The sequence below is a fragment of the Enterococcus sp. 1001283B150225_161107_E12 genome (assembly GCF_015556925.1).
Taxonomy (GTDB): Bacteria; Bacillota; Bacilli; order Lactobacillales; family Enterococcaceae; genus Enterococcus_B; species Enterococcus_B mundtii.
Genome location: NZ_JADNNI010000024.1, coordinates 20,932 through 46,026, shown reverse-complemented (window position 1 = coordinate 46,026; position 25,095 = coordinate 20,932). Strand labels below are relative to the sequence as shown.

Annotated in this window: 25 protein-coding genes and 1 pseudogene; all 26 read left to right on the top strand. The window is 33.8% G+C overall.

The features are described from left to right. Positions 1 to 39 precede the first annotated feature (39 nt). Positions 40 to 399: an LPXTG cell wall anchor domain-containing protein gene (locus I2F89_RS14590; protein ID WP_178946889.1), complete on the top strand. Its 360-nt coding sequence runs from the start codon at positions 40 to 42 to the stop codon at positions 397 to 399. Positions 400 to 403: 4 nt separating this feature from the next. Then, entirely contained in the window at positions 404 to 1,210 is an 807-nt protein-coding gene (locus I2F89_RS14585) for a WxL domain-containing protein (protein WP_074802082.1), read from the top strand. An 80-nt stretch (positions 1,211 to 1,290) separates the two neighbouring features. Beyond that, positions 1,291 to 2,358, top strand: coding sequence for a DUF916 and DUF3324 domain-containing protein (locus tag I2F89_RS14580; protein ID WP_178946888.1), 1,068 nt, complete (start codon positions 1,291 to 1,293; stop codon positions 2,356 to 2,358). Between the two features lie 5 nt (positions 2,359 to 2,363). Then, complete coding sequence (locus I2F89_RS15575; RefSeq protein ID WP_229078148.1) at positions 2,364 to 6,653, top strand: WxL domain-containing protein; 4,290 nt, start codon at positions 2,364 to 2,366, stop codon at positions 6,651 to 6,653. A 177-nt stretch (positions 6,654 to 6,830) separates the two neighbouring features. Further along, positions 6,831 to 7,184 carry a DUF7006 family protein gene (locus tag I2F89_RS14570; RefSeq protein WP_074802088.1) on the top strand — a complete coding sequence of 118 codons (354 nt, stop codon included), beginning with the start codon at positions 6,831 to 6,833 and terminating at the stop codon, positions 7,182 to 7,184. 447 nt (positions 7,185 to 7,631) lie between these two features. Beyond that, complete coding sequence (locus I2F89_RS14565; RefSeq protein WP_169059075.1) at positions 7,632 to 7,835, top strand: DNA helicase UvrA; 204 nt, start codon at positions 7,632 to 7,634, stop codon at positions 7,833 to 7,835. A gap of 109 nt (positions 7,836 to 7,944) precedes the next feature. Beyond that, positions 7,945 to 8,733: pseudogene (locus tag I2F89_RS14560) on the top strand (type VI secretion protein ImpB); the annotation flags it as partial. A 123-nt stretch (positions 8,734 to 8,856) separates the two neighbouring features. Further along, positions 8,857 to 9,150, top strand: coding sequence for a type III secretion system protein PrgN (locus I2F89_RS14555; protein WP_178946887.1), 294 nt, complete (start codon positions 8,857 to 8,859; stop codon positions 9,148 to 9,150). Positions 9,151 to 9,362: 212 nt separating this feature from the next. Then, on the top strand, positions 9,363 to 10,181 hold the full coding sequence (locus I2F89_RS14550) for a ParA family protein (RefSeq protein ID WP_178946886.1): 819 nt from the start codon (positions 9,363 to 9,365) through the stop codon (positions 10,179 to 10,181). 17 nt (positions 10,182 to 10,198) lie between these two features. Then, on the top strand, positions 10,199 to 10,606 hold the full coding sequence (locus tag I2F89_RS14545; RefSeq protein WP_142433693.1) for a hypothetical protein: 408 nt from the start codon (positions 10,199 to 10,201) through the stop codon (positions 10,604 to 10,606). A 320-nt stretch (positions 10,607 to 10,926) separates the two neighbouring features. Beyond that, a complete protein-coding gene (locus I2F89_RS14540) occupies positions 10,927 to 11,973 on the top strand; it encodes a replication initiator protein A (protein WP_178946885.1) in 1,047 nt (348 codons plus the stop codon). Between the two features lie 178 nt (positions 11,974 to 12,151). Next, positions 12,152 to 13,369: an AbiH family protein gene (locus tag I2F89_RS14535; RefSeq protein WP_178946884.1), complete on the top strand. Its 1,218-nt coding sequence runs from the start codon at positions 12,152 to 12,154 to the stop codon at positions 13,367 to 13,369. 110 nt (positions 13,370 to 13,479) lie between these two features. Beyond that, positions 13,480 to 13,563 carry a putative holin-like toxin gene (locus I2F89_RS15815; RefSeq protein ID WP_219336905.1) on the top strand — a complete coding sequence of 28 codons (84 nt, stop codon included), beginning with the start codon at positions 13,480 to 13,482 and terminating at the stop codon, positions 13,561 to 13,563. 268 nt (positions 13,564 to 13,831) lie between these two features. Then, entirely contained in the window at positions 13,832 to 14,365 is a 534-nt protein-coding gene (locus I2F89_RS14530; RefSeq protein ID WP_100495148.1) for a hypothetical protein, read from the top strand. Between the two features lie 438 nt (positions 14,366 to 14,803). Then, positions 14,804 to 15,346, top strand: coding sequence for a hypothetical protein (locus I2F89_RS14525; protein ID WP_100495147.1), 543 nt, complete (start codon positions 14,804 to 14,806; stop codon positions 15,344 to 15,346). Next, positions 15,343 to 15,666 (top strand): arsenic metallochaperone ArsD family protein, encoded by a 324-nt coding sequence (locus I2F89_RS14520; protein WP_178946883.1) that lies wholly within the window; start codon positions 15,343 to 15,345, stop codon positions 15,664 to 15,666. Before I2F89_RS14525 ends, I2F89_RS14520 begins: the two co-directional genes overlap by 4 nt. Positions 15,667 to 16,064: 398 nt before the next feature. Beyond that, on the top strand, positions 16,065 to 16,151 hold the full coding sequence (locus I2F89_RS15810; protein WP_219842351.1) for a putative holin-like toxin: 87 nt from the start codon (positions 16,065 to 16,067) through the stop codon (positions 16,149 to 16,151). Positions 16,152 to 17,251: 1,100 nt separating this feature from the next. Beyond that, positions 17,252 to 17,680: a hypothetical protein gene (locus I2F89_RS14515; RefSeq protein ID WP_178946882.1), complete on the top strand. Its 429-nt coding sequence runs from the start codon at positions 17,252 to 17,254 to the stop codon at positions 17,678 to 17,680. Positions 17,681 to 17,719: 39 nt separating this feature from the next. Continuing rightward, on the top strand, positions 17,720 to 18,040 hold the full coding sequence (locus I2F89_RS14510) for a DUF961 family protein (RefSeq protein ID WP_178946881.1): 321 nt from the start codon (positions 17,720 to 17,722) through the stop codon (positions 18,038 to 18,040). An 11-nt stretch (positions 18,041 to 18,051) separates the two neighbouring features. Then, positions 18,052 to 18,453: a DUF961 family protein gene (locus I2F89_RS14505; protein WP_023520783.1), complete on the top strand. Its 402-nt coding sequence runs from the start codon at positions 18,052 to 18,054 to the stop codon at positions 18,451 to 18,453. Positions 18,454 to 18,644: 191 nt separating this feature from the next. Further along, entirely contained in the window at positions 18,645 to 19,895 is a 1,251-nt protein-coding gene (locus I2F89_RS14500; protein ID WP_224435007.1) for an FtsK/SpoIIIE domain-containing protein, read from the top strand. Positions 19,896 to 20,291: 396 nt separating this feature from the next. After that, entirely contained in the window at positions 20,292 to 21,515 is a 1,224-nt protein-coding gene (locus I2F89_RS14495; RefSeq protein ID WP_232092516.1) for an XRE family transcriptional regulator, read from the top strand. 104 nt (positions 21,516 to 21,619) lie between these two features. Beyond that, complete coding sequence (locus tag I2F89_RS14490; protein ID WP_178946879.1) at positions 21,620 to 23,680, top strand: hypothetical protein; 2,061 nt, start codon at positions 21,620 to 21,622, stop codon at positions 23,678 to 23,680. Next, positions 23,664 to 24,449 (top strand): class A sortase, encoded by a 786-nt coding sequence (locus I2F89_RS14485; RefSeq protein ID WP_229078147.1) that lies wholly within the window; start codon positions 23,664 to 23,666, stop codon positions 24,447 to 24,449. The genes I2F89_RS14490 and I2F89_RS14485 overlap by 17 nt, the downstream gene beginning before the upstream one ends. Then, positions 24,446 to 24,844 carry a hypothetical protein gene (locus tag I2F89_RS14480; protein WP_178946878.1) on the top strand — a complete coding sequence of 133 codons (399 nt, stop codon included), beginning with the start codon at positions 24,446 to 24,448 and terminating at the stop codon, positions 24,842 to 24,844. The genes I2F89_RS14485 and I2F89_RS14480 overlap by 4 nt, the downstream gene beginning before the upstream one ends. Further along, positions 24,831 to 25,064, top strand: a complete 234-nt coding sequence (locus I2F89_RS14475; protein WP_178946877.1) for a helix-turn-helix domain-containing protein — start codon at positions 24,831 to 24,833, stop codon at positions 25,062 to 25,064. The genes I2F89_RS14480 and I2F89_RS14475 overlap by 14 nt, the downstream gene beginning before the upstream one ends. Positions 25,065 to 25,095: the final 31 nt, after the last annotated feature.

Here is a 25,095-nt window from a genome sequence, read left to right as displayed (position 1 = left end):
GTTTCTTAATTATTCAAAGACTTATAAAGGAGGAGGGATATGAAATACAAAAAAAAATACATACTAAGTATGGGTATGTTACTGATTCAATTTTATGCACCACTAGTTGTTTATGGGGCAGAGGTACGTTCGGCGGAAACTGAAGGGGCCATTGGTTTTACTGGTGTATATGAAACACCTGGAACACCAGTTCCGGCACCAGAAGCTGAGGTCAAACCAGATTTACCAAAAGAAATTTCCCAGCAACCGTCAGATACCGAACACGGAATATCCAGAAGATTACCGAAAACAAATGAGGAACAGAAGAGTATATGGACAATTTTTGGTCTTCTGTTGATCATAGCAACACTTGGCTTTTGGCTATGGAAAAAAGAAAAAAATGAAGAAAGTAGGATTTAAATAAATGAAATTTGTTAGATTAGCAACCATTGCAGCAGTAACATCCACAATTTTTGTCGGGGGTATCACAGCCTTCGCAGAAGAAGTACGTAATGTAACAACTGATGGAACAATTGAATTTACAGCGAATGAGGATGAAGAATTAGTCGTTGTTCCACCAGAAGAAGGTCCAGATGTAGAAATTTCTCCTGAAGTACCAGGAACCACAGGACCTTTATCCATCATGAAAGCTGCAACGATGAATTTCGGTTCACAAGTTATCTCTAATCAAGATCAAACCTACAATATGATTGCAGAAAAGCAACAAAAAACGGGCACGACTGGTGAAGAAAACAAAGTCCCTTATGTCAGTTTTGCGCAAGTACAAGATGTGCGTGGAACGAATGCTGGTTGGGATCTGCAAGTACGTATGACCGACTTTAAAGCAACGAATGAAACAGTCAATGATACATTGCTTGGTGCAGAGATTTCATTGTTGAATCCAAGAATCCAGTACGAAGGAAGTACGCCTGAGAATGCGCCAGTGGCTCATACGGATGGATTGAAATTGATACCAAATGCTTCTTCTGTATCAGTAATGACAGCAGAAAAAGATAAAGGCGCAGGTGTCTCTTCAGTCGTTTGGGGCAACCAAGCAAACTTAGATGCACAAGAGGCGGACGATGCTACTGACGTAGTAACAAATGATGCGATCCAATTATTTGTTCCTGGTTCTACAGCAAAAGATGCGACACAATACAAATCAACACTAACTTGGGAATTATCCACTACACCTGATAGTAGCGGTGTAGATGAAGAGAACGAAGCATAGTCTTTACGAAACTTATATAAGTACATGGAGTAGCGTTACAAGTTTGTAGCGCTACTCTCTTCAAAGGAAGGGGTAGAAGAATGAAAAAAACAAATACATATCGAAAAAATAAAATCCATCAAGCAGGGATCATACTGCTCATGTTATTGGTTAGTTTTTTGTCATCGATGCGTGTGGGCGCAGAAGAAGAAACATTGAATTTTTATGTGACACCGGAGTTCTCAGAAAATCAAAAGTCAGGAAATGATCGTTATTTTCAATTGAATCTTGCACCAAATACGACAGAAAAACTCACGCTGAAACTACAAAATGCCAATGCAAAAGCAAAGAAAATCCAAATTACTCCACATACTGCTTATACCAACGTGATGGGAGTAGTAGAATACGGACAAGACGCGGATAAAGCAGATCCAACACTCAAACATTCACTGGCTGAGTTGATTGAACAACCAAAAATCCTTGAACTTGCTGGAAATGAAACAAAGACCGTTACGCTTGACTTGAACATGCCTACAGAAGAATTTGAAGGATTATTAGCGGGTGGATTACGAGTGTCAGAAGTCAAAGAAGAAGCATCAGAAGAAACGAGTAATGAAGAGGGTGTCGCCATCCAAAATGAGTTTGCGTATATCATAGGTGTAGTTGTGAGCAACAAACAAAATGCTGTACAACCGGATTTAGAGTTGTTAGATGTTTTTGCTGATCAACTCAACTATCGCAATGTGATCAGTGCGAATCTACAAAACTTCACACCGACCTTCGTGAATCGCTTAGAAGTCGAAGCTACGGTTCAAAAAGTGGGCGAAGAAGAGATTTTATACCAAGCAAGTCAAGAACAAATGCAAATGGCACCAAACTCCAATTTCAACTTTCCGATCTCTTTAGAAGGTGATCGTTTTCGCAGTGGTGACTATTTATTGAAAATGACGGCACGTTCAGGAGAAGAGGAATGGCAATGGGAAAAAACCTTTACGATCGAAGCAGATGAAGCACGAGCATTGAATCAGAAAGATGTCACAATCGATACGAGCATTAATTGGTGGATGATTGGCTCCATTACTTTACTTGTTTTATTACTTGGAATCGTTCTTTATCCACTAATTAAAAAAAAGCTAGAGCAAACGAACAAGATAAGTAAGAAGGAGTGAATGTAATGACTACAAGATTAAGAAGGGCGATACTTTTGTTGGGAACGGCAATTTTAATGATGCAATCAGTATCCATATCAGGCAGTATGGTTTCCGCAGATACATCGATGGATACCGAGGAACATGAACTAGTGGAACTACTGTCTGTTCAAAACTCCTTAGAAGAACTATTCAGTGATCCTCACTTTTTCTTTCCTCAATCTCAATTACAAGGGAAGGTAGAAGAACCCTTACAAGTGACATTCTTTTCGGATAAAGAAGTTTCAGAGGCGCGAGTTATCTTACCCAAAGAAGCAACGATCATCAAAGAGCAATTGCCAGAAGGGATTTCAGTCGAACAAGGAGAGCAATCTCATGAATGGATTATTCATTCAGAACGTATTCAAACTAAGTTTGGCCTTCCTTTAGTATTTGACACAGCAGGTAGTTATGAAGTGTTTGTAGAAGAAGTAAATGCAACTATTGAGATTCAACAAGATAAGAGCAATAACATCATGGATTCAACACAAGATGTAGAGCAACCTGATAATTCTGTAAAAGATGAAGAGAAAGATCATAATGATAAAACAATCGATGAAGATGCTTCTGATGAAAATACAGATGGAGATGAGGGCATAGATACATCAGCACCATTATTGGATCAACCTGTTGATGATGTTGAAGAAAAGATAATCAACCATACACATTTTGATGGAGAAACCATTGAAGTCAATACGTTTGAAGAATTTCGCTTAGCCGTTGCTAATCCTGAAATTGGAGTTATTGAGGTGCGTGATAATCTGAATCGAAGCGACACTGGTGTATCAACAGCAATTGGTTCAATAGATCGAAGCTTATTAGTCAAAGGAAATGGTCACTCAATTAATTTTGGCGCTGACAATGGTAGTTTAGTTTTATCTGGCTATTCAGAGAATACAAAAAGAACATTACGTTTTGAAAATACTACACTTTCAAAAATTGGGCAAAGACCAATATTTGAAAGTACAAATACTGATAGTTATAACTGGGTAGTTGAATTAGAAAATATTGGAGAATCATCTATAAATAGATCTCCATTAATTCTTGCACGTAGAGCTAAGATTCATTTCACAGGAGGAGTAAATAAGTTTGAAAATACCCAATCAGCTTCAGATACATTTATTAATGTCACAGATATAGAGGTTAGCGGTTCATCAGAAGTAAATATTGAAAAAGCGAATACTTATATATTTTATACGGCTCCTGATATGCCCAATCCAAGTATAAATATTAATGACAACTCTTATGTAAATATTAAAACTTTAGCAGGGACAGCAAATGTAATCGATATGAGGGGAGGAAACGCAAAATTCAATTTAGAGAATTCTCGTTTAACTATAGATGCTATAGGAACAACAGCGCAGCCTTCTAATACAAGTAATAATGTAATTACTTTACCAGGAGCAAGACCAACAGTTAGTATCAGCGGACAAAGCAATCTGACTGTGAGAAGCACTGCCTCTAAAAGAGGACTGCATCTATCTGGAGATAATCCTAAACTATTGGTAGAAAACTCGGAGTTATCGGTCACATCCGAAACGCAATCAGCAGTGAACTTAGAGGGAACTGGTGCTGATATAAAACTTAATGATAGTCATGTTAATATCAATACTACAATAGGATATGGTATAAATTTAAGGGGAAATACTATTAATTTTCATGCATCAAAAAGTGATATTGATATCAAAACTACTGGTTCTGCAAATGGAATAACTATGAATGGGCAAGACTCTTCTCTGGAGATTTTGGATAATAGTGCAATCTCTATAGAGGGTGGAGTTGGTGTGCATGAAAATATCTTAGTAGGAAATGGAAATGCGAATCCATCATTAAAAGTAAGTGATAACTCTAACATATCAATCAGTGCACGGAGCAACTCAAACACTGCAGCAGATGGAAATAACAATGCTATAAGAATTGATGGGGCTTCACCTATTTTAGAAGTTTCAAAAAATTCAAAGATATCTATTGATGTTCTTTCAGGAGGACGTAGAAGCATATTTATGAATGGTGAATCTGCAGTTTTTACGGTAGATAATAATTCTGAAATTCTAAGTAATAATTTGTATGGTACTTCTATAGGAATGAGTACAGCGAATGCTGAAGTTACTATAGATAATTTTTCGAAAATAAACATTGAGAGCTCAGCAAGAAGAAATAATCCTTTAATTAATTTTGCTGGAGGTTCAAATAATCTATCTATAAAAAATAATGCGTCAGTTTTCACAAAACATGTTGAATTTGATAACCCTGGTAATAATACTCGTGCCATATCCATGGCTGGTTCCAATAATAACATTAGTATTACAAGCGGGGGAAATCTAGATTTAGATAATACTCATTATACCGACCGTCCGAGTAGTGGATCTATTTCAGAAAATTTTTCTACTGTCTATCTTGGCGATGGAAACAATAGTTTTAGTATTGATAACAATGGCGCAGAGGGAACTAGATCACAATTACGATTAATAAATGATTATGCATCAGCTTTGCATTCTGCTGGTGGACATCTAACGTTTAATCAAAATCCAGATACAGTTTTTTATTCAGAAGGATCTTCAAATAGTACTCGTGAATATGGTGTTTTCGTGGCAGGAGATACCATGGACTTCAATGTAGATTCTCCATACTATTTCGACTTTAAGAATGTAAGACAAGCCGGAGGAGATATTTTCGGAACGAAAGCTGGTTCTCATTTAAATATTACTAATACCTTTTTTTCTGCATGGTCAACAGGAAGCCATTTTGATAGTGATCCTGATATCGGTTTCTTTAAAAAAATTGATGTCTCTTATGAAGGTCGGGATTTTGCTTCTGCTTCTTCGAACAATAACCCTGATCTTTCAACATCTTTACCTGGACTGTCAGGAAGAGTATCTAGAATATCAGCTAATAACTCAAAACCTATTTTTGAAGGATTTAGACAGCCGACGAATGCTGATAAATCATTTATAGCTGAGTTTTCTTATAAAGAGGGTCTAGATGATAAAAGAGAAGCTGGTACGGATGAAATTACAGCTGAAATAAAAGTTACAGATCCTGATAATAATTCTAAAAATTATACAGCTTCTACCGTAGGAAATGAATCTCCAATTCAAACTTGGGAAGAAAAAGAAGCTAATGATCCAGGAAAAGGAGGAAGAATACTGTTTGAATTTGAAGACCTTCTTAATAAAGGGTCTACCATTGAATTTGTTTCAATCAGCAGAGGATCGAATGAAGGGAGAATCTCTTTGTCAGAAGACGAATTAGAATTAATTAGCCCAATAACAGTATTGAATGTAACTCCACCGGAATTAGTTGACTTCGGGCATAATATAAACTTAACTACTAATACAACTAATATCGAGGCATTTCCAAACTCAATAAACATCCCTGGAAATAATGCTTTATTATATATTAATAATCAATTTATAGAAAAGCAACAAGTTAAAAATGATGGTAGTTTTTCTTTTGAACTTAAAAGTAAGCTAATGGAGGGGGATGAAGTACAAGTATCAATGGAAGACAACGAAGGAGTCTTGATTGATCATTTTAGTACTATTGATAGTGTTTTTAGAAGGCCTGAAACTAATAGTGAGTATGGGAATAGAAATCCGATAGCAAATGATTATACTTATCATGATGCAATATTTAAAAAAGCTAAAACTTATATTGTTGAGCTCTCAGATAATGTTTTACCGGTAGATCCTTTGGATCCTGAAATAGAAGTGACTCCAGAAAATCCACCAGTTCTTCCAGAAGAACAAGGTCCACTAAGTATCGATTTTGCCTCTCGCTTCAATTTTGGAGAACAGAATATCTCAGTCAAAGATAAAACATATTATGCGCAACCGCAACGTTTACTGAACGAAGACGGAACGGTCAATGAAACACAAGATCGCCCAAATTATATTCAGATTAGTGATCGACGTCCAGAATCTAAGCGAAACGGTTGGGAATTGGCGGTTACACAAAATGAACAGTTTAAAGGCAAAGAGAACCAAATGCTTAATGGAGCTAGTTTAATTCTGTCAAACCAACAAGTCGTTACTGCTCAAGGTGGAACGGAACCAGGACTCCAATTTACTGTTCCATGTAGGTTAGTACCTGGAAATCGGCGGACGTTACTTAAAGCACAAGGGAATGAGGGGACAGGTACTTGGATCTATCGTTTCGGTGATAGCGAGACGGCAGGAGAAAGTGTCAGTCTGTATGTACCTAAAGGAACGAATCCAGAAGCAACCAGTTATTCGACAACGTTGACATGGGAATTAAGTGCAGTTCCTGACAATTAGAAAAGAGTATCATTTTCTCTTATCTTGCTATGTCTTTAGAATCTCTGATAGATCAAATCGTTACCCAGAATGATGATTTAAAAATCCTCGATGGGTTACTGTAGTCTGATCAATAAATAAGCAGAAAAATTTTATCAAATCAGTCAGAAATGATTAAAAAAGAAAGGAGTGCACAAAATGAAACCACTCTTAACGAAGGATGCATATATGCGTCAGTTTGAAAAAAGTATGCCCCAAGACAAAAGGGAAGCAGAAGAACTGAATGATTACCTTGTACAACAGTTCGAGCAACTCGATCAACTGATAAGTACGATTTCGCCAGAAAATTTTTGGGAAAAGCTTCCTAGAGTGTTGGGAATCGATGCGAAACTAACACTGATAGCAGAGTTGATTCGTTATGACTATAATAAATGGCCTATAAAAGAAATCCTGCGAATCGTTGAGACGGACTATCGTACGTACCTCAAAGAACTTTGTGGAAATGAGTTAAGTGTGGAAATCAATAACTCTCTAGTATTTCATGTCGTATAAAATAAGTGTAACGCAATAGATCTTATAAAAAGAGCTTTCAGAAAAATATTTTCTGAAGGCTTTTTTTATAAGTATATGATTTGAACGGTCATTAGCTTTTGTTTCAATAATCTTATCATTAGATCATTGTTCATTAAAATAAAATTTATTAATGCATGAACAATTTATCAGAGACGGATACTTCTGAGTTTCTGATCATTCAATAAGAATAAATATTTCAATTCACATTGTTGTGAAACAAATACTGAGGGAAATTTAGACGAAACATTAAATACAAATGTGTTACAGTTAAGAGATAGTAAATAGGGAGTAATCTGTTTTAATTCAAAATATGGTTGTTCATACGAACATTCTAAGGTCCGGTTCACTCATTGAGACGTATCATTGGTTGAACTAAGCGTTATACCAACTACAGATAAAATATATTTTTATGGAGGAATGAAGTGAATGAAAGAACAACAATTAGGCTACACTTTTTGGGGACGTCCATTATATGGATTAGAACGAAGAACGGCTGTATCGATCGATTGTGCTTGTGGTGAGCTGATTCAACTCAATATTCAAACGAAACAATACCATTGTAAAAATTGTGGGAATTGTTACCAATTCATTGATCAAGACTTTCAATTGCTAAACGAAAAAAATAAGTAGGTGTATGATAGTCAGACAAATAGTCTGACTTTTTTGCTATTTTAGAATGTTCCCCTTTACAAATGCGAACGTATGTTTGTATAATCGAATTGAAATGGGGGAGAAAAATATGCTTGTTTACTCAAATGAGCTAGTCAATGATTACTTTTTGATCGATATAAAAAGTTTTTATGCGAGCGTTGAATGTGTCGAAAGAAATTTAGATCCATTAACAACGCCTTTAGTTGTGATGAGTCGAGCAGATAATACAGGGTCAGGACTTACTTTAGCCGCTTCACCCACTGCCAAAAGTAAATACGGAATCACAAACGTTAGTAGACCACGTGATTTACCTTATCCTTTGCCTAAAGAACTGCACATTGTTCCGCCAAGAATGAACCTGTATATAAAGAAAAATATGGAAGTAAACAGTATTTTTCGGCAATACGTCGCAGATGAAGACTTATTGATTTATTCGATCGACGAATCAATTCTTAAAGTAACAAAATCGCTGAACTTATTTACGACACCTGGTACAAGAAGTGAGAGACGCAGACAGCTCGCAAGACAGATACAGTTACACGTTTACCGTCAAACTGGTTTGATCGCAACCGTCGGTGTCGGTGATAATCCACTTTTGGCTAAACTTGCCTTAGATAATGAAGCCAAGCATAATAAAGGATTTGTGGCGGAATGGACGTATCAAAATGTGCCAGAAAAAATTTGGACGATTAAAGATATGACGGACTTTTGGGGGATTGGCTCACGAATGAAAAAAAGACTGAATCATATGGGAATCTTGAGTATCAAAGATTTAGCCAATTGGAACCCATACGCGCTCAAGAGGCAATTAGGTGTGATTGGACTACAGCTCTATATGGATGAAGAAAGAATAGACAACCAAGAATGGGTTAAGCCTATTTTTTTGATGCCGATATTAGGGATTAGTCCTAGTGAATAAAAGAAGTAGACAATAGCAGGTTATAAACGTTAAAATATTATTGCGAAAGCAATAATATTAGGAGAGGTAGGCTTACCCACCATGTCTCGAAATACTTTTGTTTATTCCCACCCAATCAACGTATTTATTATCAAGTATCTAGGAGTTACTGTGGATCAATTTTGTGAGTCTTATGGCTATAGTCAAGGTACTGTCGCAAGCTGGATCACACGGAATCGACGAGTTGAATCACTGCCCGTAGGTTTCATTTATGACTTAGGACTTGCGGCAAGCTTAAACATGTCTGATGTGTATGAAAAATTATTGATACTAGAAAATGAATACGACCAATTTACTTCAAATCAGCGGCGAAAATTAAAGACACAAATAGATTAAAAATTTATATTTACCAACTCATTAAGGTATAAGTTATACCTTAATTATTAAAAGTATAACTTATACCTTTAACAAAAAAGTATAGTTTATACTTTTTTTTGCCTATATTTCAACGTTTTTATAGAACAATATTTAACTTATACTTTTATTATTGACCATTATTGATATTTAAGTTATACTTTAAATATCAATTAAGGCTTAGGAGGATTTATATGGATAATTTTCAGGGAACTACATTTACAGTTGGCAATTTCAAAGGCGGCGTTGGTAAAACTAAGATTGTCAGCATGCTTGCTTATGACAATGCAATTATAAGAAATAGAAAAACACTCATTATAGATTTAGATCCACAAGCAAACTTAACACAAGTTATTGCAAGAACTTTTGGTATAACCACTATCAACACTACTATAACAACTGGTATTGCAAAGGGAGAATTAGCAAGTAGTATTATTAATATAAATGAAAACCTTGATCTACTAGCATGTGACACAAGTTTTCGATCGTTCTCTTCTTTTGCAAACAAACATGAAAATGAATTAGATCAAGTTACAGTCTTAAAAAAATTACTTCTACCAATAAAGAACAACTATCAAGAAATATTTATTGATGTTCCGCCGACAATTAGCGAGTTTTCCGATAATGCTATGGCAGCTTCAGACTATTCGATAATTTCATTTCAGACAGCCGAAGAATCTTTGGAAGGAGTTAACAAATATGTAAATTATCAAAAATTCATGGTCGATAGATATAAACTTAATTTACAAATTATAGATATTGTACCTTGTATGGTAGAACCAAATGATGATTTTGATAAAGAAATATTAGAAGAAGCAATCGAAAAATACGGAACTGTGGTATCCAAAAATCTCATTCACTATCAAAAGAGATTAAGAAGATACTCTAAAATTGGCATACAATTAAGAAAATATAAAAATGGAAATTTTGATCAATGGGATTATAAAGCACACCAAGTATTTATAAATATTTTGGCAGAACTGGATGCCAGACAAGAGTTTTTAAATAAATAAAAGGAGTTGTATAGGTAATGCCTAAAGACTTTGATATTCCTAAAACAATGAAAAATGGTGAGTTTGAACCATTATTACCAAATAACAAACGACAAGACGTAAATATATCCGGTGAATTTAACTTTAGCAATAGTGCGTTGAGTAACACAAAAAATATATCCTTCAAAAAAAGAGGACGACCAGTTTCAATTACCGATACAAGAAATAAAGTATCAGTTCCCAAGAAGATCTCTCCAGCATTAAATAGTAAATTATCAATTTTACAAGATTATATGACAGAGTTACAAAGTGAAAAAGGACGAATTTCTTTTGAAAAAATCGTAAACACATTAGCAGATTCGTATATCCAGCATAGACTAGGAGTAGCAAAAGAAGAACATATAAAAGAAGAAATACAAGAAGAATTTGATAAGCTACCAAAATAATTTTTCCTCATGTAACATCAAATTAAAGTATAACTTATATCATATAAACATAAATTAAAGTATAACTTATACTTTAATTTATTTAAAGTATAAGTTAATTATCCACCAATATATTAGCTATTAAATCAGCATTATCATAATTATATTTAAAGTATAAGTTATACATTATTTGGATTTAAAGTATAACTTATACTTATTTTTTTAATGTATAACTTATACCTTAAATACGGTAGTTGTTTTATTAAGTTTAAATACATGATATAGTTCAATTGTTGAAAATCGAGAATTGATATATAAATTTTTAAGAAAGAAGGCAAACAATGAGTACTTTTAATTATTTAAAAGCAAATCGTGCTTATAACGAATTATACTATCAATACCCAAAAGTCTTTATTGAAAGTGATACTTATAAAGAATTGTCGGAAGGTGCAAAAATTGCATACATGCTATTAAAAGCAAGAAGTGAACTTGCTATAATAAAAAATCAAATTGACGAGCAAGGTAATCTCTATTTCGAATTTACTGGAAAAGAATTAGCCAATATGATGAATTGCAGCGAGCGACGTATTACAAGCATAAAAAAAGAATTAGAAGATTTTTGCCTTCTAAAACAAGTGCCTATGGGATTCAACAAAACTACTGGTAAAAATGAAAAAAATAGACTTTATTTAGCGGAACTAGAAGTATCAAATCAAGATGTATATTTAATGCAAAAAAGGGAAAATCATGCTCAAAAGCTTGACAATAGCGGACTAGCAGAATTTGCTACCCAGTCTAAAGAAGCAAAAACTTCCGAATCCCTTGATAATAGCGGACTAGCAGAATTTGCTACCCACTCGAAAAGCTCTCAATCCTTTGATAATAGCGGACTAGCAAAATCTGCCAAAGAACTTAATAATAATAACTTAGACACTAACAGACACAATATAGACACTGAGAAAGATCACCTACAAGATCAATTATTGCTAGATAATTTTGAAACGATCATGAAAGACAATAGCATTGCCACGTTTATCCCTGAGAGAGTACTAAGTTTGATTAAAACATTCTCATCTAGTTACAGTGAAGCTCAAAAGACCGTTCAGACAATCCATAACGCAAAAGCAAAAGCAGAAAAAGATACTCAGACTAAAATTATTTTTGAGGATCTAGATATTTATGGGCTTAATGCCGAGCAAGAATTATATCAAACTCTTTTAAAAGCCTATCAAAAACAGAAAACAGAAAAAGTTGAAAATATTCAAAATCTAATCTTTGTTTACGTTAAAAACTGGTTTATGGAAAATCCGATTGCTGCAAAACAACAAGCTGAATCAAGAGAAGCATTCCCGACGGTCTCTTTGCATGATTGGACAAGCGAAGTTTGAAATCAGTAGTGACCATAGGAATTGGCTCAGAGTATCTTTTAGTAAAGAGTCCACAGTTACTAGTCTTAGTCGTGTTATAATTTCAGTTAAAAGGGCAAAAAAAGTTGATAGAACTGATACTTGTTATAATCGAGATTATGTAAACTAGATAGTTAAATAACAAAAAGGTGTATAAAAAATGGAAAATAAAAAATTAATCATTTTGGGCAATGGTTTTGATTTAGCCTGTGGCTTAAAATCTAGATATGCGGACTTTTTTGAAAAAAGAATTACTGAAAATATAAACGATGGTTTATTAGAAATTTATAGAATATTTGAACAAAAGCATAAACTTGGATCAACTGGACTAAATGCTCCTGTGTATTCATTTTCTACACTTTTTGATCTTAAAACTACTCATGCTAAGAGAAAGAAAGGTTTTTATAATATACATGAGTATGAGGTACTTGAGATAAGGTTAGGTATGCAAGGAACAATCAAAGCTAGTAATTTAACTTTTTGGGATATCGTATTATTTTATTTTCAAAAAGTTGGTCAAATAAATTTAGAAGATATTCAATGGCAAAATATTGAAGATAGAATGTTAGATTTTTTAACTAATGAAAAAACAGAAACACCTTCATTTAAAGAAATTTGTCGAGTTATTAATGAGGATTACGATATGGGTCTTTCTAGCTGGGTTTGTTTACACGTAGCAAGTTTTTTACCCGATCGAAATAAGAAGTATCAAGAGGATGATTTTTTACAATATTTGTATGATGAATTACGTTTATTTGAAAAAGATTTTGCAGAATATATTAAAACCGAATCTAGCAAAAATTCTTATAAGCATAATGCAATAAATAAAATTTGTGAAATTTCTGGTAAATCTATAAATAATTTTACTGACAAAATTTTTTCATTTAACTATACAGATCCTTTTAGTAGAAGAAGCTTAGATGTTATAAATGTTCATGGAAAAGCTGAAACAGACTCAATATTATTTGGTATAGATCAAGAAGCCATTTTACCTAGTTCAGAAGTTTATAGTTTTACGAAAACCTTTCGACAAATGACTGAAACAAAATTAGCAAAAAACTATAAGGTAGATATTTTGCCTAGTAAAGATGAAATTGAAGAAATAGCTTTTTTTGGTCATTCATTAAGTAACTTGGATTATTCATATTTTCAAACTATTTTTGATCATTATGATGTATATGACTCCTATGTTAAATTGGTTTTCTACTACGAAAGATATGGAGATAAAACCACTAGGGATATGGAGTTAGATTTGGCTAGTAAAATTAGTCAGCTGCTGCATGCTTATTCTCCAAGTATTGATAATGAAAAAAAAGGAAGAAATTTATTACACAAATTGTTATTAGAAAAAAGACTGATTATCGAAGAAATTAACTGATGGCATATGGTATAATTGAGAGGTAGAAAAGTGAAAAGATGGTGGCTAATCTCTTGAAAAAGGGGTGATGCCTATGGTTCATAGCTTTATCCCTAGAAGGGAGTAGGCACGTGTCAACTTTTGAAGCAATTCAACTGATGATCGCTTTTGCGACGTTAGTTTTGCTGATTATTGACCATAAGGACAAAAAATAACCATCTAAACACTTTGACAGGGCGTTAGATGGTTTGAATAAAACAATTAATATCTGTCACCGTCTTTTTAACGGTTCTACATAGGAGCTATGTTGACGCATAGCTCCTTTTGTTAATTAGATTATAGCAAAATATTATCAAATTCGCAAATATAGACTAGGCGAACTGCAGTATTGAACGCTTAGATAAAGATAAAACGCACGTTTTTAATTTTAATTTAATTCAAAATAACGATTATGAGTTCAAAACCAAAGGAAAGAGTGATCTGTTGAAAGAATTTTTTAAAAAGAACTGGAAAGATATTTTTACAATAGTTGTAGCTACTTTAAGTTTATTAATAAGTTTATTATCGTATAGACAAGTATCTTTAGACAGAATAAATCAAGTTAGTATCGATTTGAAAGATAATAGAGTATTTTCTGGTACTGAAAAGATTCAGTATGATGTTACATTACATAATGGCTCGGATTTAACTATTTACAATGTGACAGTTGCAACTCCTGAAAATATTGCTGAAATGCACAGTGGTTTAATTTCGCTTGATGAAGAAGAAAGACCCAGAGGAATATATTTAGGAGATATAGCCCCTAGAACTAGTATCACTCGCACATTTGTACTAAGAAATTCAGAAAAAGCCCAGTTAGAAAACTTTTATATAGAGTTTATGTCTGTGAAAAGTTTTCCATTTGAAAAGAGAATTTGGTGGAATAAAAATGTTGGAAATCCACCTCAAAAACTAAATATTACTGAAAGTCAGTTTACTCAAATTGTGGGAATAACAACAATTCGAGAAGCTGAATAAAGGAATGTTAGTAAGTTTAGATGAATTATCATGTACTTACTAGTATAGTTGTGTTTTTTTCATAAAAAGCACCGCAGAAAATAAAGTGCTATAATAGTTTTGAGTATTACAAATAAAAATAGAGGTCGTTCTTTAACAGAACGACCTCTATTTTTATATTTTTTTAAATCATAAGCTTTTTTAGTTTTTTTTACATATGTAACACGATTATGTGTTTAAAATAGCTTTTTATGATATTTTTGCTAAAAATTATTTCAGTCATGATATAGTCTCAATATGGAAATTTTAGGAGGGTTAGCGATGGATTAGAATTAGGAGAAATTTGTTGTCTGTTTAAGACTGAAAATTCAGAAAATTTAAAATGTTTGTGGTTTAGAGAATATTAAAGATAGTTTGTTGTTGTTTAATTTGGAGAAAACTTAAAGGAGAAATCGTATTATGAAAAAAGTATTAACTATAGTTTTAATTTCTTTATTTGGTTTTGTTGGTTTTGGATTGTCAAGTATGGTAGTAAATGGTGAAGAGATTGATTTACAGACACAAGAACAAGCTATTCCATTCCATGAATTAACGTTAGATGAACAAGAATATTTTAAGTCTAAAGGATTTGATAGTGGAGATACTTTTTATACTACAGAAACTGTGTCTGATCAAGATTCTAAATTACGTTTATCTGCAAATGTGTTACGATTAACAGCTTCAACGAAAAAAATAAGTAATACTCAAGGTCGCACAGAATATATTATAACAAGTCCAAATTCACCAATGTATCGTATATCTACACGATTAAATTTAGGCAATGTACAATCATATACACAGACAGTAAATTTATATAATGTGACTGGTTATAGCGGAGGTATGTATTTTACGTATACTGGAAAAAGAAATTATTATAGTGTTAGATTGGCTATGCAGGTATACAATACTTTTGGTGTTGGATCGGTTTCAAGTACTGCAGGAGGATTGACAATAGGAAAATGATAATTTCATATTATGTGTTTGATCAAGTTGATGATGAAGAACTATTTATTTTCAAATCGTTACATGAAGATTTTGCTACAAAAGAGTTTTATAATCGTACAAATGAAAAAAAATTAGAAACAAATTTGTTTATTTTAAGTGACTCAATTAAACCTTTTATTGAAAATTCTAAAGTTTTCGAGCTATTGAGAATTAAAGACATTAAAAGTTTACCAATCATTGAAATTGATAAACAAATTGTAAAAATTGGAAATTATTTAAGTTTAGATGAGTTATCTGAACTTACTGGTATAGGGATGTCTGTTCAGAGAAAAGATTGATATGATTTAAATTAGCGGAAAATAAAGTGCTATAATGGTTTTGGATATTACAAATCAAAGGAGAGGTCGTTCGTCAAAAGAATGGCTTCTTTTTTATGTTCCATGTACTCCGAATTGCCTTTTTATTATAGATTATATAGTGGTGTAACTAATTTAGATATGGAGTTACATTTATCCAAAAAAATTATTAAAATCTATAGTCCTAGTATTGGAAATGAAAATTAGGTTAATAATTTGATTCACAAATTACTATTAGAGAAAAGACTAATTATCGAAGAAATTAGCTTATAAAATATGATATAATTGAGAGGTAGAGAAGTGAAAAGATGGTGGCTAGTCTCTTGAAAAAGGGGTGATGCCTATGGTTCATAGCTTTATCCCTAGAAGGGAGTAAGCAAGTGTCAACTTTTGAAGCAATCCAACTGATGATCGCTTTTGCGACGTTAGTTTTGCTGATTATTGACCATAAAGACCAAAAAAAATAACCATCTAGCACTTTGACCAGTTGTAGATGGTTAAATCCGTATTATAACAGTCACCGTCTTTTTAACGGTTCTACATGGGAGCTATGTTCGCGCATAGCTCCTTTTTGTTAATTAAATTATAGCAAATTTGTATCTAATTCGCAAACATATAGTAAGCGGACTTCAGTATTGAACGCTTAAATATAAAAATAAAACGATGATAAAAAACACGAATTTCTAATTATAATTTAATTTAAAATAACGATTATGAGTTCAAACTCAACGGTTATGATTTTTCGGACGCAAAAAAAGAACAAGCGTTTGTTTATTTGGTTTTGTTATGTTAAACTTTTTACTTGTAAGATTTGATTGATTAAATTTTACATATATGCTTATTCCGATATTTTACTTGACAATTATTTTAATTAAGGGTAAAGTCGTAAGCGAGTTGATTGTGATACTTAGCACAGTCAGTTATGTGTACGTAGATACAAAAAAAATGAAGGAAGGCTTAAAGGCTCAGGGCTGGTAACCCTTCGACGCCAGAAAGCCACAAGACCTAGCACACCTAGGCTCCTTCACTGTTATGGCTTGCGCCACAACGGTAATATGATAACACATTCTTGGTAATAGTTCTACGATTTATAATTATTATATTTATTTTTTATATATAATTTTTAGGAAACGTAGGGAATCTATTGTGTGTGGAATCATGTTATTTATCGGCGCAACCAACGTTTTAACAGTGAAAAAAGGAGTCAGTTGCTACTAAGGCGACTGACTCTTTTTTTCGTTTTTTTTTACGGTTATCACAATCAACTCAATTATTAACGAATGATCTTTGACAACTGAATAGTGAGCAAGAAAAAATCCAGTAATAGCTTCTTTCTTGTTCCATATACACATAACAAATGTGCATAGCATAGCCTAGGAAACTATACTATAGCATGTTTTAGTTAATTTGTGTAGTTGGTTGAGGAACCATTTATAAAATCCTTAAGACGCTTGCTAAAGCGAGCGCTGATGATACTAGATGGAACTTGTGATTTCGTGAGAATAAGCAAGGGTATTTGACTGACAAAGTGTCTGTATTTCAGGTGTGCGGTTGGAGCAGAAATGCCATGATGATCCCTGAAAAAAAGATAGCACAAGAAAAAAGCCAAAATATAAGTGAGGCAGGCGCAGTGTATAATACAGATTATTTTAATCAATTATTTACAGAAAAAGTTCGAAATTATTTTTCGGATTACAGCCGTTTTTTTGATCAGTGTAGAGATCAATTAGCAGAAAAGAAAGGATCAAATCCTTTAAACAAATTGGAACAAGAGTATAACGAAGCAGTAATTCGTTTAAAACAAATTTCAGAAAAGCTTCACTTAAAATCTTTGCAAGAATATGAAGAACAGCAGTTTACCAATCAAAGGGATTCTATTTCTTATTGCCATAAACTGTTGGACGGAAAGATCGATAATTTTTTAGAATTTTATTTTGAAGAAGCCAAAAAAGAGTTACAAGAAAAACTAGTTCATTGTCAGACAATGTTTACTTAAAATGGACAGTAAAACAAGAAACAGAAAGTAGGACGATACATGGAATTTTTAAAGATAAAACCACAAGAAACATTTGGAACATTATCTTTTGTTGGAAAACCAATTAAAGGTGCAGAATATACACAAGGTTTGGGACAAGCTCGTAAGCATGTTGGTAACTATTGTCGTTTACTAAGCGCTAAGCAGTCAGAAGCAATTGAAGTTATTTTTCCAACTCGTGTGAATTTAAGTGACTTTGCTTTCGGTGATGTGGTGTCAATTGCAGATGTAAGAGTTGAACCTATCAGTGAGAGTACAGGTAGCGGAGCGATTACAGGTTGGCGTATATTTGCACAAAGTATTAAAAAAGGAACTGTGTAGGGGGAAAATAAATGGCTAAAAGAAATGAATTGAATGCAGGCATGGAAATTGATGCAGATGAAACGTTTGGAGACATGACCTTTTTACGTATGAAGTCACCAAAAACAGAAGTGGATGAAGATACAGGTGAGCGTATTCCAGTAGCGCTACGCTATGTTGTAATTGCGAGGAAACAATTATCTGAAGAAATTATTACTGTGCCAGTTGAAACACCATTACGTGAATTGGTTGCTGGTGATAAAGTAAAACTAGTGAATCCGACGACTAATCTACTGGGTTTTGGAAATGGAAATTTTGCAAGTAGCTATATTCAAGTGTTTGCGGAAGATATCAAAAAATTGAATGAACCAACAACTGAACCAGTTGGAACGACGAATACTCCAAAAGATCCAAAAAAGAATCAAAATAATTAGGAGGATTTACTATTTCTAAATTTATTCGGTATCGAGGGATTAAAATAAGAAAAATTCATACAAACATTTATCGCTTTTATTTGTTTTTTATGGCTTTACCTTTTTTAGTTGGGGTAGGCTTTTTTTGTTACTTTCAAATCTATCCTATTGTAAAACCGATGATCGCAAATAGTAGATTTGAGTATCGAGTATTGATACTTCCAACAGCCCAATTAGTCGGTTTAATTACGTTGATTTTTGTTGTTTTAGCAGGTATAAGAAGAACTTCAAAAGTACGAGGGAAATTTTTTGTACGAGTTTTGCACCGACAAATGTTAGCTCAAATGATTGTTAGTCGTAATTGGGTTGATCGAAAAATAAAAAAAGGAACAGATGGAAAAGCACAAGAAAGAATCAAATTTCCTAAGTTATACTATCGGCATAAAAAGTTTACAACGTTAATCACAGTACCAACCGACGGTAAAAGGTATCATGAACAAATGTTGAAAATTGGTCCTGTATTAGAACAAATGTTTTTTGCGGATCTAATTGATTCAAGAAGCGAGCTTGGTTTTACGCAACATGAGCTTTTAATTGGGTTGGGAACGAATCGTATTTCAATTAATGATGTGAAAGTAACAAAAACGTCAGTTCAAATCATGAAAGATTTTACTTGGGATTTTGCTAAAATGCCACATATGCTTATTGGTGGTGGTACTGGTGGGGGGAAAACCTTTTTCTTGTTTACGCTCATTTTACATTTATCAAAGATAGGTACAGTGTATATTTGCGATCCTAAAAACGCAGATTTAGTCGCAATTGGCGAATTACCAGCGTTTAAAAATCATGCCTTTAGTGGCGTTGATCGCATTGTACGTTGCTTAAAAGACGCTGAAACAGAAATGATCAATCGTTTTGCGTATATGAAAACACACTCAAATTATAAATGGGGAGCAGATTATACGTACTACGATATGGCACCTTATTTTGTAGTTGCTGATGAGTGGAGTGCGTTAATGGCAGAAGTAAATGATGATTTTAAAAAACGTCAAGAAATCATGAAGCCGTTAACTCAAATCATTCTAAAAGGTCGTCAAGCAGGTGTCTTTATTATTCTAGCAACTCAACGCCCAGACACGGAAGATATTGATGGTAAATTAAGAGATCAATTTAATTTACGTCTTTCTCTTGGTAAGTTAGAAGGAAACGGCTATCGAATGATTTTTGGGAAAGCTGGAGAAAATAAGAATTTCTTCAATAATGAAGTACGTGGACGTGGTTATATTAGTGATGGAGGAATGCCAAGGGAGGCTTATTCTCCATTAGTTCCTAAAAGTTTTGATTTTAAGGAAGCTTTGTCTAAAATACCGAACATGATTGAAGAAGATTATTCACGATTAAGTTTATCGGAAGTTGAGAAAGGACAACTTGAAAAAGAGTTAGAAATCGAAGGCGGAATATGATACACAGAACTTGTTGATATGGCTACATTATGCCAACGTTTTGACCGTTTTTACTGAGTTGGAAAGTTTTCCGAAGTTGTTGCTTACTGTGCGGAGCGAACAAGGTCTCCTTGTGAGAGGTGGGCGCTTTAGCGCCCACCGTTGAACGCAACGACGAATACGAGGTCTCCTCGTGTGAGGACTGAACAGTAAGCTTACAAATTCGTGAAAGGCGCTGGTTTTGCGCCATTTTCAAGTAAAAACATAGGGAAAAACGGGCTTGGCGAGCTTTGCTCGTCAAGCTGTAACCCCCGTACTCTAACAGGGGGGTAGTGGAGATGTAAAATTCAAGTTTCAGAGGTTCTAAAGACTGATATAACAGCTTTTTCATTGGTTGCACACTCTCGAAAAAAAATCGTGATTTTGACAACTAAATTAAGTGGGGGAGAAACGATTGATAATTTAGTATTAAATGACTTAGGAAGAAGCGTAAAAGCTTCAAGAATAAGGTTTCGTATGACGCAAACGGAGTTTGCAAAGGAAATAGGTGTGAGTCGTCAGGTTATCAGTGAATTAGAGCGTGATATAGTGAGAGTTTCTGAGGAAACGTTAAATAAAATTTTTGATTATATTGCCATGCAGGATCGACATGATCCGTTAGAATGTATTATTGATTATCTGAGAGTCACATTTCCTGTAAATGATGTTGCTGGCATATTTAAAGATGTGTTAAAGATTGAGAAAGCTTATTTTGCCGAAGTGGATTCACATTTGTACGGTTATATAGGTGGTTATCAATTAGATTATATCCAAGTTCTCTATTCAAAGAAGAATGATGAACGTGGTGTATTAATTCAACTATCAGGACAAGGTTGTCGTCAATTTGAAGCCTTCCTTGAAGCGCAAGGTCGAACGTGGTTCGACTTTTTTTATTGCTGTTTTGAATATAATTGCCGAGTAACAAGACTTGATTTGGCAATCAATGATTATCAAGAATATTTAAGTATACCAACGCTCTTAAACAAGGTGTTTCGGCAAGAATTAATTTCACGATTTCGTAAATTTGATTTTAATGGCTCAGGAAGTATTTCCGAAAAGAAACAGGAAGGCACAAGTATTTATTTTGGATCGAAGAAAAGTGAGTTCTATATCACTTTTTATCAAAAAAATTACGAACAAGCTCGGAAATTAGGGATTCCTGTCGAAGAAGTGCCAATAAAAAATCGTTATGAACTACGATTTAAGAACGAACGTGCAATGTTGGTGATAAAAGAGTTCATGCGTTCTGGAGATTTAGCAAATATTGTCTTGGGTATCATAAAAGATTATTTATTGTTTACTGATCGAAGAGCAGGTGTTAGTAGAAAATACTGGAGCGTGAACCGAAAATGGCAAACTTTCTTAGGGGACGCTGAAAAAATGCGTTTAGCTGTTGAACCAAACGAACAGCTGTATGAACGATCAAAGAACTGGTTTAAACGGACAGCAGCTGCCACTGCTAAAATCATACAAGAAATTGATGAGATTAAAGGTACACAAGAATTTCAAGAAATTATCGATGAAATTGAATTAAGTGAGAAACAACAACATGTGATAGAAGTGCAAACAACACCTATCTTAGAAATGATTTGTTCCGCTTAACATGCAATTAACACGATCGATAAAAATAGTAACAAATTTAGAGGAGGCGAAAGAAATCGTGTCCTTTTTAGTTGTTTCAAATTTAATAGGAATGAGGACGTGACGTGAAGAACTTTAGTAAAAGTAATATGAAAAAGCATGTGGCAGTTGCCATGATGCTTGTAGGAACGGTTGCTGGTGTTGCAACGAGTAGTGTGAATACTTGGGCAACAGAAACAAGCAGTAGTGATTCAAGCAGTTTATCAGAAAGCGTGAAATTAAATTCAGAGCAGTTAGGACAAGTTACTAAGACGAATGGTTCAAACAAATTAATTGATGATCCTAATACTACTGTGGTTACAGATGATACAGTTATTTCTTCTGATTATAGTTTTTTTGTTCAGTTTATTAAGGGGAAGACAACGGTCGAAACCATTGGTGATTCTTGGAGTGAAAAAATGAAGACTCCAGAAGGTGAACAAAAGGATCGGTCGGTTAGTATTCCAATAAAAGATGTTCAAAAAGGAAAGTCAGGGGTTATCTATCGCAATGTGAGTGCTTTTGGGGAAGAGGTGGACGCCAGATTTATTATCGAGGATTTTAAGGAAGGAAAGACGACTGATGGAAAGGTACCAACAGATGGTCAAATTGCTTTTAATACGAGAGATCAAGTAGGGGTTTATCAAAATAGGATTCAAGAAGCGACTTTCAGTATTGAGTTCTTGAAAGCTGGTACAAATGAACCTATTCATTTAGATGGTTTTTATACTTTTTCTGATATCGATTGGACACAATATATTACGTTGCATAGTGATATGTTAGATAAATCTACAGGTATTCTGGCAGATCCTACGTGCTGGTTAGTTTTAACAGAAAATGAGGACAAATCAAAGACATTTGCAGAAGTGAATAATCAAGGAAGTGATGATTATGACATTCATGCGATGTTTACAGTGCTATTTAGAGATTTATCAAAATTTACAGTTAGTTTTGGATCAGCCCATGCGACCGATAAATTACCAGTCAATAATGATTGGGAGTGGAGTTGGTTTGGGAATACAGCGGTTAAACCTGCAAGATCTGATGATCCTAATCCTGAAAAAACAGTAACGGATATTGATGAAAAAGAAGTGACACAAAATCAATTAGCGCAAATGAATGAAACATTCACTTATAGTATTACTCAAAACATTTCAGGGCAATTAGAACAATTTTATCACCGCTCGTTTGAAATGATTGATGAAATTATACCAGAACTAGAACGAATATCAGAGGTCAAAGTAGTAGATGAATCTGGCGAAGATCGTTCTAACTTTTTTAAAGATCAATCTGAAGGAAACAAAGTACATGTTGTAGCTACAGAAGAAGCCTTGAATACGCAAGATTTTTATGGTCATACGTATACATTTAGCTTTGATACGAACGTTCGTGAAGCAATGAATCTCGATAAATATTTTAATCAAGAAGAGAAGATGTATTATTTTCCAAATCAAGCAAAAACGGTAATCAATAATCAAGAAAAATTAACGAATCAAACGCAAACAAAAGTTGGCGAGACACCAGATGATAACCCAATTAAAAAAATTAAAGATTCCAATGGGAAAGAAGTAGATGTATCACAAGTGAAACAAGGCGAAGTTGTTGAATTTGTTATTTCTAATCCAACAGGTGTACCGTATTCTTCGATTGGAAAGCCAGTTTCTATTTATGATGATTTAGAAGATGTTTTCATGTTAGATGATAAATCAATCAAAATGGAAATCGCTGATCTAGGGGATCAGGTCGAATTTACAGATATTACTGATAAAGGGAACTTGCTTATTGATAAAGAGGCGGAAAAAGCTACATGGTCAATTGAAGATGGTTCTATTTTAGCAGGAAAGCAATATCGATTAACTATCTCTGGAACGGTAAAGACAGATGTTGACTTTTCAAGTTACGTTGATGATTCGGGAAATATTCGTGTACCGAATATCGCTTATCAAATAATTGGCGATGAAGAAAAAACAACGAATCAAGTGAATGTTATTGTGCCACAAGAAAAACCTGAAATTTTACCACCAACAGCTATTGATAATGGAAATAATCAATTATTAGTGGTAACTGTTTTAGTCTGTCTTGTGTCTGCCTTGTGTCTAATGGGTGTCTTTTTGGTGAAAGGTAAAAAGAATGAGAGAAACAACTAAAAAAAAACATTTATTTGGAGCAATTGGAATCGGTCTGATTGCTCTTTCTTATATGATTTTTTTTATCATTCATATCAGTATTGACCATTCAGCAGGAAAAGAAAGGGAAATTAAACCGAGTGATACAAGCTTTATAGAAGAAAGTCGAAGGAACGATTTATCAGATAGTTCTATTTATGAAGAAGAAATCACTGAATCGGGGATAAGCAAGAAGAGCGAGACTGCGTCTAAGGAAAGTAGTACTCCATCGACAAAAGAATCCAAATTGACGAATACAAGTCAGCTTGATTCCGCAGGTAATGAAGATTTTTCTGAAATGGAGCGTCCAACACTTGAAGAAATTAATCATGCGCAAAGTAATCGTGAGGGTATGTCTGATCAAGTAGTTGGTGGAATTGAAATCCCAACGATTCAATTGAAATTATCTATTTTAGAAGGAACAACGTATCAAAAAATGCTTTATGGAGCGACAACTTTATTAGCTAATCCGATAATGGGGCGTGGAAACTATGCACTGGCTTCTCATAACATGGGGGTTGAAGGAAGTATGTTTACGTCTATTTATCAATTAAAAGAGGGTGAGGATATCTATTTAAAAGATAAACAAGGAAAAACCTATCATTATCAAGTGATTTCAAATGAGGTTGTCGATTTCAGAAATACAGAGAAATTAAATTTAACTCGAAAACCAACGATTACCCTAATTACTTGTCAAACTGTTCAAACAACAGATAATCGAGTAATCGTTCAAGGAGAATTGGTAGAGTGAAACGGTCGTTTAGCCCACCTTTAAATACTATTTTAAAAAATAAGTATGGATTTTGTTCATTTGTTAGCAGTCCAACTCCAAAAGATCGAGAAGACTATTTAAAAGTGTGTGAGTGGACAAAACGCAATGATCTACCCTTTACGCCAAGGGTGCCAGTGCTTTATGAACGAAAATTATCAAAGACAACTAGCTTGATGATTGAAGGTACAGTAATGTACAGCGAAACAGGACTTTCATTAGGTTATCGTTACGATTTTTACAAAGTACGATATTTTGGTAAATCAGAACCAAATGACATTAAAATTTATTGCCAAAATGTAAGTAGAAAAGAATTACTACAGCGTTTGACTAAATTCAGTTTTTTAGAAAAGGAGAAAGAACATGTTTCGTTTTAGTTATGAGGAAGACAAATTAAAAGCAGAGCTTTTCTCAAAAAATTTAAAAAAAATCAGAGAAGAACGTGAATTGGTCGTAGAACAAATTGCTTTATTGGCTGGGGTATCAACGGCAAGCATTCGCAGTTATGAAGCAGGAACGACGTTACCAAATGTTAAACGTGTGTTAAAACTTGCTAATTTTTTTGATGTATCACTAGATTATTTTTTCACAGAATAAGAGCCAAACAGCAATGGCTAATAGCTGAATT